12 protein-coding genes are annotated in these 12652 nt (G+C 71.4%); 4 read left to right on the forward strand and 8 right to left on the reverse strand.

All coding sequences use genetic code 11. The annotated features are described in order from the left end of the window. Positions 1-403 precede the first annotated feature (403 nt). Complete coding sequence (locus ACEZDG_RS35645; protein WP_380518430.1) at positions 404-1045, reverse strand: hypothetical protein; 642 nt, start codon at positions 1043-1045, stop codon at positions 404-406. 105 nt (positions 1046-1150) lie between these two features. Beyond that, on the reverse strand, positions 1151-2599 hold the full coding sequence (gene ahcY, locus ACEZDG_RS35650) for an adenosylhomocysteinase (protein WP_380518434.1): 1449 nt from the start codon (positions 2597-2599) through the stop codon (positions 1151-1153). A 508-nt stretch (positions 2600-3107) separates the two neighbouring features. Here ahcY and ACEZDG_RS35655 point away from each other — a divergent pair. From ACEZDG_RS35655 to ACEZDG_RS35665, 3 genes are all read left to right on the forward strand, one after another. Next, entirely contained in the window at positions 3108-4076 is a 969-nt protein-coding gene (locus ACEZDG_RS35655; RefSeq protein WP_380518437.1) for a heavy metal-binding domain-containing protein, read from the forward strand. A gap of 18 nt (positions 4077-4094) precedes the next feature. After that, complete coding sequence (locus tag ACEZDG_RS35660) at positions 4095-4925, forward strand: heavy metal-binding domain-containing protein (RefSeq protein ID WP_380518439.1); 831 nt, start codon at positions 4095-4097, stop codon at positions 4923-4925. Between the two features lie 77 nt (positions 4926-5002). Next, positions 5003-5470, forward strand: coding sequence for a hypothetical protein (locus ACEZDG_RS35665; RefSeq protein WP_380518442.1), 468 nt, complete (start codon positions 5003-5005; stop codon positions 5468-5470). 123 nt (positions 5471-5593) lie between these two features. On the opposite strand, the gene manA is transcribed toward ACEZDG_RS35665, so the two are convergent. The 5 genes from manA to ACEZDG_RS35690 form a co-directional block, all read right to left on the reverse strand. Further along, positions 5594-6847 carry a mannose-6-phosphate isomerase, class I gene (gene manA / locus ACEZDG_RS35670; protein WP_380518445.1) on the reverse strand — a complete coding sequence of 418 codons (1254 nt, stop codon included), beginning with the start codon at positions 6845-6847 and terminating at the stop codon, positions 5594-5596. Positions 6848-6986: 139 nt separating this feature from the next. Continuing rightward, positions 6987-8288 carry an SIS domain-containing protein gene (locus ACEZDG_RS35675; protein WP_380518448.1) on the reverse strand — a complete coding sequence of 434 codons (1302 nt, stop codon included), beginning with the start codon at positions 8286-8288 and terminating at the stop codon, positions 6987-6989. Positions 8289-8336: 48 nt separating this feature from the next. Further along, positions 8337-8507: a Trm112 family protein gene (locus tag ACEZDG_RS35680; RefSeq protein ID WP_380518451.1), complete on the reverse strand. Its 171-nt coding sequence runs from the start codon at positions 8505-8507 to the stop codon at positions 8337-8339. A gap of 145 nt (positions 8508-8652) precedes the next feature. Beyond that, entirely contained in the window at positions 8653-10038 is a 1386-nt protein-coding gene (locus ACEZDG_RS35685; RefSeq protein WP_380518452.1) for a phosphomannomutase/phosphoglucomutase, read from the reverse strand. A 99-nt stretch (positions 10039-10137) separates the two neighbouring features. Next, the gene (locus ACEZDG_RS35690; RefSeq protein ID WP_380518455.1) at positions 10138-10506 is read right to left on the reverse strand and encodes a DUF3499 domain-containing protein; all 369 of its coding nucleotides are present in this window, start codon (positions 10504-10506) and stop codon (positions 10138-10140) included. Between the two features lie 104 nt (positions 10507-10610). On the opposite strand from ACEZDG_RS35690, the gene ACEZDG_RS35695 reads away from it, so the two are divergent. Beyond that, the gene (locus ACEZDG_RS35695) at positions 10611-11066 is read left to right on the forward strand and encodes a metallopeptidase family protein (protein WP_380518458.1); all 456 of its coding nucleotides are present in this window, start codon (positions 10611-10613) and stop codon (positions 11064-11066) included. Positions 11067-11147: 81 nt separating this feature from the next. Here the strand turns inward: ACEZDG_RS35695 and ACEZDG_RS35700 are convergent, their stop codons facing one another. After that, positions 11148-12650 carry a DUF5719 family protein gene (locus ACEZDG_RS35700; RefSeq protein ID WP_380518460.1) on the reverse strand — a complete coding sequence of 501 codons (1503 nt, stop codon included), beginning with the start codon at positions 12648-12650 and terminating at the stop codon, positions 11148-11150. Between the last annotated feature and the right edge of the window lie 2 nt (positions 12651-12652).

Consider the following 12652-nt stretch of genomic DNA (forward strand, 5'->3'; position numbering starts at 1 on the left):
TATTTTTTCCCAAAGGAACCACGACCAACCACCACAAAAGCGGCTGGACGGGGTATCAACATTTGGCGTTGACTTTTGGCACGCTGTTGAGTTCTCAAGGAACGGACACTTCCTTCAGGCGGCCTTCACACCGACCCTCCGGGCGCTTCGTTCTGTTTCACAGCCTAGCAGATCCGTTTCGCCTGTTTGGACCAGTCGATTTTCGTTTCTGCCGAGCTGTTGTCAGTAACCTTATCAGGCTTTCCGACCCCGTTTTCACGGCTCGCTCGTCCTCGGAATCGGGACAGCATTGTCCTGGCATTTCTGCCCGGTTTCCTGCCGCATTTCGACGTACCTCGGAAGGCGAGAGTCAGAGACTACTCACCGCCTCACGACCTGTCCAGTCGGAGGCAACTGCTCTAACCTACTCGGCGTACTCGCCCGGGTCAACGGTTCTACTGGGTGGAGTTTCGAGCTGTTCGAGTTCGATGCCGGGGGCGGCCAAGATCACATCGCCGGCCAGGTGGACCAGGCCCTCCTCCCCCGTGGCCAGGTCGGCGACCCGGTAGCGCTCGACGACGAGGGGGCCGTTGTCCGTGGGGTGCGACTCCGTCCCGTCGAGGGTCCAGCCCTGGTCGTGGGTGCGTGGGGCCAGCACCGGGTCGGTGAAGGTGACGACGCGGAGCCGGGACGAGCTGCCGGGGCTCAGCCGCAGCAGGCGGGCTGTCGCTACGAGGAAGGCGGGCGAGCGTCCCGCGAACGCGTGGGCGCGGTCGTTGCCCTCGCGGGCGTGCTGGCCCTCGGCGTCGTCCTGGTGGCTGCGTACCCAGCTGAGCCCGTCCAGCAGGCCGGCGCGGATCTGCCAAAGCCCCGACCTGAGTTCCAGGCGGAGCGGGCGGCTCAGCGCGTCCAGGGTGAGGTCGACCGAGCCGTCGGGCTCGCCGTCCGTGCTGAAGGTCTGCGCGGTGTAGCGCCAGCCGGAGGGGCCGGGGGCGCAGCTGAACCGCTCCTCGCCGAGGGGGGTGCTGTCGTGGGTGTCGTAGAAGGAGTAGCGACCGCTGGGCATGCTCAGCACTCTACGGCCGGACGGCCGGTGCCCCGGGTGCCGATGATCTCCCGGGGCACCGGCCGTCCGGTGGTTCCAGCAACGCTCGCTGAAGCTGAACCAGCGTCAGTAGCGGTACGTGTCCGGCTTGTACGGGCCCTCGACCGGGACGCCGATGTAGGCGGCCTGCTCGTCGCTGAGGACGGTGAGCTTGACCCCCAGCGCGTCCAGGTGCAGCCGGGCGACCTTCTCGTCCAGGTGCTTCGGCAGCACATAGACGTCGACCGGGTACTCCTCGGTCTTGGTGAACAGCTCGATCTGCGCGATCGTCTGGTTCGCGAAGGAGTTGGACATCACGAAGGACGGGTGGCCGGTCGCGTTGCCGAGGTTCAGCAGGCGGCCCTCGGACAGCATGATGATGGTGTGGCCGTCCGCGAAGCGCCACTCGTGGACCTGCGGCTTGACCTCGGTCTTGACGATGCCGGGGAGCTTCGACAGCCCCGCGATGTCGATCTCGTTGTCGAAGTGGCCGATGTTGCCGACGATGGCCTGGTGCTTCATCTTCTCCATCTGGCCGGCCAGGATGATGTCCTTGTTGCCGGTGGTGGTGATGAAGATGTCGGCGATGCCGACGACCTCGTCCAGGGTGGTGACCTGGTAGCCGTCCATCGCCGCCTGCAGGGCGCAGATCGGGTCGATCTCGGTGATGATGACGCGGGCGCCCTGGCCGCGCAGGGACTCGGCGCAGCCCTTGCCGACGTCGCCGTAGCCGCAGACCACGGCGACCTTGCCGCCGATGAGGACGTCAGTGGCGCGGTTGATGCCGTCGATCAGCGAGTGGCGGCAGCCGTACTTGTTGTCGAACTTCGACTTGGTGACCGCGTCGTTGACGTTGATGGCCGGGAAGAGCAGGGTGCCCTCGCGGTGCATCTCGTACAGGCGGTGGACGCCGGTGGTGGTCTCCTCGGTGACGCCCCTGATCCCGGCGGCGGCCTCGGTCCACTTGCGCGGGCTCTCGGCGAGGGTGCGGTTGAGCACCTCGAGGACGATCCGGAACTCGTCGTTGTCGGCGGTCGAGGGGTCCGGAGCGACGCCGGCCTTCTCGAACTCGACGCCCTTGTGGATCAGCATGGTGGCGTCGCCGCCGTCGTCCAGGATCATGTTGGGCCCGGCGTGGCCGGGCCAGGTGAGCGCCTGCTCGGTGCACCACCAGTAGTCCTCCAGCGTCTCGCCCTTCCAGGCGAAGACCGGCACGCCCTGCGGGTTCTCCGGGGTGCCCTCGGGGCCGACCGCGATCGCGGCGGCGGCGTGGTCCTGGGTGGAGAAGATGTTGCAGGAGCACCAGCGGACGTCGGCGCCGAGCGCGGTCAGCGTCTCGATCAGCACAGCGGTCTGGATGGTCATGTGCAGCGACCCGGTGATCCGGGCGCCGGCCAGCGGCTGGGAGGCCGCGAACTCCTTGCGGATCGACATCAGGCCCGGCATCTCGTGCTCGGCCAGCTGGATCTCCTTGCGGCCGAAGCCCGCCAGGGAGAGGTCGGCGACCTTGAAGTCACCGGTGGCAGTTACGGACATGGGTGTGTCTCCATCACTATCGCTTGTGAGGCGCCGGGGACTGTACCGGCGGGGGCTCGGAAGTGGCTGGACCGCAGACACGGGCAGATACGCAGGGCATGCCGACGGCACGCGGCGAAAAACGCGCGCGCCCGCGTAGTCGTACCTCGTGCGGCCCAGTTGCGTCGGAGGACCTCTCTCCCTCGGCACACCCGGTCGGAAACCGTTCCCCGAGAAGGGGTCGTGGCACCGCCCGAGCCCACCGACCGCCATCAGCAGCGACGTCTGGCTCAGTACCGAATCTACACCGAACCGCAGCCTTCCCAAGCCCGATGAGCATCTTCCGGCCTACAAAGGGCGCTGCGGCAACTCGATACCGCGCCAGAGAGGCGTAGATTCCGATGCGCTCGATCGAATCTTCGTCCTAGGGTGCAGAGGGTGAGTCTCCGCTGCCGGACCGGACGGGAATAGAGGACAGATGTCGGTGCCATGGAGCGGCAGCGGGCTGCCACCCGCTGCCGCTGAGCGAATGGCAGAAGTCCGGGAGAGCGGGACCTGGACGTCCGCGCTGTCGACCGGCGAGTTCGCGGCGATCCGCTCCGTCGGGTTCGAACCGGTGGGCCAGGTGATGGGTTCCGCCGTCTACCACGTCGGACGGAGCGGCCGGTACTGGGGCTACCACGACTGCCTGTTCCCCGGCGCGGGGTACGGCTACAGCTTCGGCAACGTCGGGACCGCGCCGGTGGCCCTGTCCGGAAAGGGCTCCCCGGCCGCCGCGCTGGTCGGCGTCTTCGAGTCGGCGCGGCGCACCGCGCTGGACCGGATGACGGCGGAGTGCCTGGCACTGGGCGGCGACGGGGTGGTCTCGGCGGCACTGACCATGGCGCCGTTCGCGAGCCAGCCCAACTGCCTGGAGTTCAAGGTGATCGGCACCGCGGTCCGGGCGCAGGGCACGGTCCGCCCCCGGCATCCGTTCACCTCGCACCTGGACGGACAGGGCTTCGCCAAGCTGGTCGCCTCCGGCTGGGTGCCGGTGGAACTGCTGGTGGGCATGTCCATCGGGGTCCGCCACGACGACTACCGGACCCAGTCGCAGAGCTACTCCTGGCGGAACATCGAGGTCACCGGCTGGAGCGAGCTGATCCACGAGGTCCGCGCCGACGCCCGGCGGCAACTGCAGCTGCAGGGCGCCAAGCGGGGCGGCGACGGGGTGGTCATGGCCGCGAGCGAGCTGCGGGTGTGGCGCGAGGGCTGCCTGCGGGCGCGGAACCGCAACAACTCCGAGCAGGAGGACCATGTCGCCGAGTCGACCATGGTGGGAACGACCATCGCACGCTTCAAGACCCGGCAGGAACCGCCGCGCACGCTGTCGGTGATGCCGCTGGGCGACCGCGGGGAACTGCTGCGCCGCCGACTGGCCGCGGTCGCGTCCAGCCCGTACGGGGACCGCTCGGAGTACCGGCGGTTGGTTCAGGAACTGAGTGAGCTGGGCGACTGAGAGATGAAGGATAGCGATATGACGAACACGGGGCCGAGCGCTCAGGGTGTACCGGCGGACGCGATGCGGCGGCTGTCCGAGCTGGAGCCGGGCAAGCCCGGCTCGATCTTCACCAGCGACCTGTCGGTGAACGAGTTCCTGCTGGTGCGCGAGGCCGGCTTCAAACCGATCGGCCTGGTCCTCGGGAGTTCGATCTACCACGTCGGCATCCAGATCGGCCGCTGGGGCAAGAACCAGGAACTGGAGACCCTCAGCCAGGCGATGTACCACGCCCGAGAGTTGGCGATGACCAGGATGGAGGCCGAGGCGGCGGCGCTGGGCGCCGACGGCATCGTCGGGGTCCGGCTGACGGTCGAGGCCAGGGAGTTCGGCAACGACGTGGCCGAGTTCATCGCCATCGGCACCGCGGTCAAGGCGGACCACCCGGCCCCGGGCAACACCACCTGGCGCAACAACAAGGGCCAGCCGTTCACCTCGGACCTGTCCGGCCAGGATTTCTGGACCCTGATCCGGGCCGGCTACGCCCCGCTGGGCATGGTCATGGGCACCTGCGTCTACCACATCGCGCACCAGAAGATGGGCGCGGTGTTCTCCAACATGGGCAAGAACGTGGAGATCGAGCAGTTCACCCAGGCCCTCTACGACGCGCGCGAGCTGGCCATGGCGCGGATGCAGGCCGAGGCGGAGGCGCTGCACGCGGAGGGCGTGGTCGGCGTGCAGCTCAACGCCCACAACCACCGCTGGGGCGGGCACACCACGGAGTTCTTCTCCATCGGCACGGCGGTGCGCCCGCTGCGGTCCGACCATGAGATCGAGCGGCCCACGATGGTGCTGAGCCTGGACGGGTGAGAAGCTCCTATGGCGGCTGACCGCGTTTCTGTCGGACCTATCCGGTGTGCCGGGCTTCTTGAGTGCGGGGATGAACGATGAGCGAGCAGGATCCGTTGCCGGCGCTGCCGGAGGACACCGGCGACGCGCTGGACGGTGTGGTGGACGATCCGGGCGCGTCGATCGACATGCTCGCCGCCGCGCTCCGGCGCGACTCGGCCGACCTGGAGATCTACGTCAAGGTGCTGACCGACTCGCTGGCGGACGCGCTTCCGCAGGGCGCGGTGGCCTTCGAGCGCAAGCGCTCGGTCGGTGACCGGCTGGCCGGGCGCGAGGGCCGGGTGGAGAAGCTCGAGGTGTCGCTGGACGACCGGCGGCTGATCCTCACCCTGGCGCACGGACGGCCGCAGGCCGAGGTGGCCACGGTGGTGCGCGGGGTGGTGCTGTCGCGGAAGCCGGTCGGCCTGGACGTGTGGGCCACCGAGCTGGCCACCGCGGTCGCGCTGCGGGCCCAGTCCGACGCCAGGGCGCGGGCCGCGCTGGAGAAGCTGGTGCTCGGCGGATAGTCGGACAGTCGGTACGGGCGGCTTGTTGGGACGGGTCACACGCACGGGTGATATCGGCCCCGGATTTGCGCCTCTGCGGCGGAAATCCGGGGCCGCTGTCCTTCGCCGGGTGTAGTTATTGACTCAGAGCGAAACCGTGGCACGGAAGACCGTGCCCGGTGCGCCGTCCGCTGCCGTGACCCGGAGGTCATCGGTGTCGGCGGAGACATAGGCGGATTCCCCGCGGCGAAGTGTGACTGGTGAAGCGTCCGCAGCGGTGAGGACCGCGGTCCCCTCGGTGCAGAGCAGGATCTGCGGTGCGGTGCCCGGGATGCGGCGGCCGACCGCCGCCGTCCCGTCCAGGGTGTAGCGGGAGAGCCGGAACTCGTCGATCGGCGTGGGGTACAGCTCCTCGCCGTCCGAGCCGGGGACCGGGACAGGGTGCAGGACGCCGGGTTCGGCGCTGCGGAAGTCGACGATGCGGAGCAGCTCGGGCACATCCACGTGCTTGGGGGTGAGCCCGCAGCGGACCACATTGTCGGAGTTGGCCAGGATCTCCACGCCCAGGCCGCTGAGGTAGGCGTGCGGGACCCCGGCGCCGAGGTAGAGGGCCTCACCCGGCTGCAGCCGGACGAAGTTGAGCAGCAGCGCGGCGATCACACCGGGATCGCCGGGGAAGATGCGGCCGACGGCCGCGTAGGAGCCGAGGGCGGTGGCGAGCTCGGCCGGCAGGCCGAGCCCTTCGGGGTCGGCGGCGGCGCGTTCGGCCGCGCGTTCCAGGGCCTCGGTGGTGGCCAGGACGGTGGCGGCGATGGTCTCCGGCGCCTCGGTGAGGATCGCGGTCAGGGCTTCGCGGAGGGCCTCGGGCTCGGGCTTGGAGCGCAGGATGTCGGCTAGCGGCGCCAGCGCGGGCACGCCCAGGCTGTCGAGCAGCAGCGCGGTGCCGGCGGGGGCGCGGAAGCCGCAGAGGCCGGTGAAGTCGTCCAGGGCGCAGATGAGTTCGGGCTTGTGGTTGGCGTCCTTGTAGGTGCGCTGCGGGGCGTCCAGGGGGATGCCCCTGGCCTCCTCGTCGGCGAAGCCGGCCCGGGCCTGGTCGAGGTTCGGGTGCACCTGGAGCGACAGCGGCTCGCCCGCGGCGAGCAGCTTGAGCAGGAAGGGGAGGGCGGGCCCGAAACGGGCCACGGCGGCGGCGCCGAGTTCGTGCTCGGGGTCGGCCGCGATCACCGCGTCGAGCGGGCGCGGGCCGTCGCCGCGGTCGAGGGTGGAGGGCGCTCCCGGGTGGGCGCCCATCCAGAGCTCCGCCTGCGGCTCGCCGCTGGGCGGGGTGCCGAGCAGGGTCGGGATGGCGGTCCGCGAGCCCCAGGAGTAGGGGCGGACGGTGTTGGTCAGGCGGTCCACGGCACAGGTCCTGATCTGTGTGGTTCGGACTGGTTCTCCGAGCATGGGGGTGCATACGGCAGTGGATGCAACAAGGGGCGGGTCGGCGGGTGCGGTCACCAGGGGAAGGCGGAAGCGGAGGCGGGGGCGGAGCCGGGGCTCAGCCGTCGAGGGGCGCGGTACCGGCCGGGACGTCGGCCGTGCCGGAGGAGGCAAGGCCGAGGTAGACGGCGGCGAAGTCGGTCAGTGCCACGAGTTCGGCCATCGCCTCCAGCGAGTCGGCGTGGCCGGAGGCCAGCTCGCTGAGGGTGATCCGGTGGTCGGTGGCGAGCGCGCGGGCCCGGGCCAGGGTGCGCCGGGACGTCAGCGGCCCGTTGCTCTCCGGCTCGGCGAAGGGGGGCTGCTCGGGGCGGGCTTCGCCCGAGGGCTCCTCCCCGGTGCGCTGGTCGACCAGCCGGTCCGGCTGTTCGGACCGGTGCAGCAGCAGGACCTTGAGGCGGAGGGTGTCTGGCTCCTCGGTGCGGTCGCGGAAGAAGTCGTCCGCGAGCTCCTCCTCGTCCGCGGCGAGGTGGCCGGCCAGCAGGCCCCGCTGGGTGGTCAGCGCCTCGGGCAGGGTGCCCTGGAGCGCGGGGCGCCCGGCCTGGTCGGTGAGCATCTGGACGAAGCGCCGGGCGGCCACCTCGGTGCACGGGCTGTCGCTCCACAGCAGCGGCAGCACGCCGTCGAGCTGGACCGCGAGGGTCTTCGCCGGGTTGCCGTAGGTCTCGGCGCCGGGGCGGCAGCGCACCGCCACCTCGTCGAGCCGGTCGGCCGCCGCCGTCAGCGACGAAGGCGTGCTGACCAGGCCGATCCGGTGGGCCAGGGCGACGGCCGGGGCCAGCAGGCCCCAGAAGGAGGAGGGGGTGTCCCGGGGCAGGTCGCGGTCCCGGCCGATCCGCTCGTCGCCGAGGACGGCGCACACATAGGGCAGCGGCAGGCCCCTGGTCTGCAGCGCGGCCTCGGACAGCGGGCTGTCGACCGGGGCGACCACGACCACGGTGCAGCCGCGGACGTACGCCTGCTCGATCAGCGAGACCAGGCCCGGTTCGCCCCCGGTGGTGGACAGCACGACCAGCAGATCCGACGGTCCGGCCCAGCCGGGGACGGACCAGAGCAGGCCGGAGGTGAAGTCAATGGCACGCGCGACCGAGTCGTCCGAGCCGCTGGGGCGCAGCACCGAGACCGGGCAGGCACCGCCCATCAGCACCGCGAAGGCCTCGCCGGCCAGGGCCGCGGTGCCGTGTCCGGCGACCAGGACGGCGCGGGGCCGCCCCTCCGGGCGGAGCCGGTCGAGGCCGGCCTCACCGGCGAGGCGTACCGCGTTGCGCACGGTGGCCCCCGCCGAGGCCAGGTCGAGCAGTGCCCCGGACGCGTCGGCACGCGCCAGGGTGTCCGGGTCGTCGAGCACCCACTCCTCGAACATGCGGTGGCCTCCCCTGTTCCCAGTTCCGTCAGGTGGTCCTTCGGGCGCTCAGGACGGGCGGCGGGCCTCGTCGATCAGCAGCACCGGGATGCCGTCCCGGACGGGGTACACCAGCGCGCACTCGGTCGAGGTGCAGACGAGCTCCTCGTCCTCCTCACGCAGCGGGGCGTGGCACTGCGGGCAGGCGAAGATCTCCAGCAGGGCGGGGTCGATGCTCATGGCCGTTCTGCTCCCGGGAAGCTACGGGCGGGTCCGGAACGCGGTCGCGCCCCGGATTGCTACCGTACCCCCGCCGCCTGCCCGGAGGCGGTACGCCCGGGGCGGCGGCAGCGGTATCGGCGGCGGTGTCGGCGGCAGCTGTGCGTCAGCCGCGGACGATGGCGAGGACCCGGTCGCGGATCTCCGCCATGACGGCCTGCTCGCGGGCCTCGACGTTGAGCCGCAGCAGCGGCTCGGTGTTGGAGGCGCGCAGGTTGAACCACCAGTCCCGGCTGGTGACGGTCATGCCGTCGAGCTCGTCGAAGGTCACGTCCGGGGAGCCGGCGAAGGCGGCGCGGACGGCAGCGGTGCGCGCGGCCTGGTCGTCCACGGTGCTGTTGATCTCGCCGGAGGCCGCGTAGCGGTCGTACTCGGCGGTCAGCGCGCTGAGGGTGCCCGGCTGGGCGCCCAGGGCGGCCAGCACGTGCATGGCCGCGAGCATGCCGGTGTCGGCGCGCCAGAAGTCGCGGAAGTAGTAGTGGGCGGAGTGCTCGCCGCCGAAGACGGCGCCGGTGCGGGCCATCTCCTGCTTGATGAAGGAGTGGCCGACCCGGGTGCGGACGACCTTGCCGCCGTGCTCGCGGACCACCTCGGGCACGGTCCAGGAGGTGATCAGGTTGTGGATGATCGTCGGCTCCGCCTCGCCGTCCGCCTTGGCCCTGGCCAGTTCGCGGACGGCGACCAGAGCGGTGATCGCGGAGGGCGAGACCGGTTCGCCGCGCTCGTCGATGACGAAGCAGCGGTCGGCGTCGCCGTCGAAGGCCAGGCCGATGTCGGCGCCGACCTCGCGGACCTTGGCCTGCAGGTCGACCAGGTTCTTCGGGTCGAGCGGGTTGGCCTCGTGGTTGGGGAAGGTGCCGTCGAGCTCGAAGTACATCGGCACGATGTCCAGCGGCAGGCCGCCGAGGACGGTGGGGACGGTGTGGCCGCCCATGCCGTTGCCCGCGTCCACGGCGACCTTGAGGCGGCGGATCCCGGAGAGGTCGACCAGGCCGTTGAGGTGGTCCGCGTAGGGCTGCAGCTCGTCCTGCTGGGTGATCGTGCCCTGCGGGGCGTCCGAGCCGGGGACGGTGACCGTGTCGTCCGCGGCGGTCCAGGACTCCACCAGTTCGCGGATCTCGACCAGGCCGGTGTCCTCACCGACCGGGGAGGCTCCGGCGCGGCACATCTTGATGCCGTTGTACTGGGCCGGGTTGTGGCTCGCGGTGAACATGGCGCCGGGCAGGTCGAGCTTGCCGCTGGCGAAGTAGAGCTGGTCGGTGGAGCAGAGGCCGATCTCGACCACGTCCGCGCCCTGGGCCGCGGCGCCCTCGGCGAAGGCCCGGGACAGCGAGGGCGAGGTGGGGCGCATGTCGTGGCCGGTGACGATGGCGGTCGCGTTGGTCACCCGTACGAAAGCCGCTCCGAAGGCGCGGGCGAGGGACTCGTCCCACTGGTCCGGCACGGTGCCGCGCACGTCGTACGCCTTCACGATCTGCTTCAGGTCAGGCACTCGGAGTCTCCGCCATTCTGGTCCACGCTCGTCCACGGTCACAGCCTGCTTCGCAGCTGGTGTGCCGAGATTACCTGGTGGCTGTGGAGCGCCTGCGCCCTACTGGGTGTCGGGCGAGCGGAGGACGCGCAGGTGGCCCCGCCTGCCCACCTCGGTGGGGTCGGCCGGGCTGCCGCCGTCCTGGCGGCGGGCCGGCGGCCGGGCCGCCTCGCGGACGGCGTTGGCCAGCGCCTCCAGATCGTCGCCGCTGGGGCGGATCGGCCCGGAGTCGACGGTCAGCCGGACGACCTCCCACCCGCGCGGGGCGGTCAGCCGCTCGGAGTGCTCCGCGCAGAGGTCGTAGCAGTGCGGTTCGGCATAGATGGCGAGCGGACCGAGCACAGCGGTCGAGTCCGCGTAGACGTACGTCAGCGTCGCGACGGCGGGACGACCGCACGCGGTGCGCGAACAGCGACGTACAAGGCTCACGACGATGGACGGTACCCCACCGGGCGACCTGTCCGCGACGACCCCGGGTCCGTGTCGTCCGGATGTTGGCGTGATGGCCGGTTCCCAGTCAGTACTCTGCCGGAATGGAGAGACCCGCTGCACCGGAGAGCCGACCGCGTCGACGCGACCGCCATGGACGGGGCCTGCGGGGACCGCTGGCCCCGCCGCAGGTGCCGATGTCGCTGAGCCGGTCCGAGATGTTCGACGACTATGTGCGCGAGTCGGTGGAGCGGCTGGAGCGGCGCTGGCCGCAGCTGGCCGAGGTCGAGTTCGCGGTCCAGGACGTCCCCGGGCCGCTGCCCGGGGAACCGGAGCCGGATCCGACCGACGCGCGGGCGGACGACGTGCCGCTCGGTCGGGTGATCGCGGCCAGCCAGGGCAGGCCGGACCGGATCGTGGTGTTCCGGCGTCCGGTGGAGACCCGCGCCAAGGGGCGGGACGAGCGTGCCGCGCTGGTGCACGAGGTCGTGGTGGAGCAGGTCGCCGAACTGCTCGGGGTCGATCCCGACGAGATCGACCCCGGGCCGGACGCGACCTGAACCGGCGTCAGGACCCTCAGGTGCAGGGCCCTGACGGGCCGGGCGTCAGGCCCTCAGGTGCGGGCCTCAGGTGCAGGGCCCTCAGGGCATCAGGATGGAGTCGTTCTGGACCGCCCTGGGGATCTGCACGGTGCTGTGGTCGTCCGGCAGCTGCTGGACGGTGAAGGTCGGCACCGAGCCGCTGTTGACGCTGATCATGCGTGCCGCGTACACCGGGCCGCCGGAGACCGGCTCCACCGTCACCGCGTAGCTCCCGTTGGGGCCCTTGAGCACCGACGGGACCGTGGCCCCGGCCGGCACGGTGACGTTCTGGGTGGTGGGGGTGCCGGAGCCGCCGATCTCGGAGACCTTCACCACGGCGGCGGCGCCGGTCGCGGTGAGCAGCAGCGTGCTGGTGCCGTTGGTGTTGCCGGCCGCGGTGGCCCGCTGGCCGATCGGCGTGCTGGCGGCCAGGTAGCCGACGTCCGTGCCGGTCTTGGTCTTGCCCCGGAACACCTGGATGCCGGCCACGAAGGGGTCCGCCTGCTTGGGGTCGGACGGGGTGAGCCGCATGGTGGCCGGCTGGCCGTGGGTGAGGGCTCCGAGCGTGAACGCCGTCACCATGCCGGCCTTGGCGTGCACGGTCTCGTGCCCGGCCGGGGTGATCCAGCCGTCCTGCGAGGCCAGTTGGACCTTGAGGTCGACGTCGTTCGGTCCCGGGACGGCCACCAGCAGGACCGCGTTGGTCAGGTCGCCGGGCAGGCCGGGGATGACCTGGCTGCTGGCGGGCGTGGTGGGCGGGACCCAGTCCGCGCCCTTGGTGTCGCCGCTGTCCGCGTGCAGGGCGGCGCCCACCCGGCCGCTGCGCACCAGCACGTGGACGGTCAGGGCGAGGTTGTCGTTGCCCGGGCTCAGCAGCGAGGAGAGCAGCAGTGAGGAGGTCCCGGCCGCCGGGACGTTGATGTTCGAGGCCTGGGCGTTCTCGACCTCGCCGTTGGGGCCGAAGATCCGGACGTCCACGTCGGCGGCGGTGCTCTCGGCGTTGGTCAGCTCGATGTAGTCGACGCTGCCCTTGACCGAGTCGCCGCCGGCGAACCAGAAGTCGGTGCCGGGGGTGCCGCAGGCGGTCCCGGAGAGGGCCTTCCCCGGCCCGGTGGTGGTCTGCTGCACGGTGAAGCCGGGGGCGGTGGAGCCGTCGGCCGTGCCCAGCAGCGCGGCTGCCTTGGCGCCGGAGGCCGCCTTCGCCGCGGTCGCCCCGCCGACCGAGGTCTGCGTGGCCAGCGGTTTGGCCGCGGCGGCGGGAGCCGAGGACCCGGCCGTGCCGCTCGCCGGGAGCGCGCCCAGCGCGGCCGTGCCCGCGGCCCCGGCCGCGCCGGTCTGCGCACCGCTGCTCTGCGCACCGGGCACGGCGAGGCTGTAGACGGTGCTGCCGGTGAGGCTCTGCAGCGGCGGCGGGCAGACCAGGTTGCTGTGCTGGACCGCGGTGCGGACGGTCGCGCCCGGGGCCGCCGCCTGTCCGGTCGGGGCGTGGACCTCGGCGATGCCGACGGCAAGCGCGAGCACCCCGACGGCGGCGAGCAGGGACTGCGTGGTGCGGCTGATCATCA

The organism is Streptacidiphilus alkalitolerans (genome assembly GCF_042511045.1).
In the GTDB taxonomy this organism is placed as follows: Bacteria; Actinomycetota; Actinomycetes; order Streptomycetales; family Streptomycetaceae; genus Streptacidiphilus; species Streptacidiphilus alkalitolerans.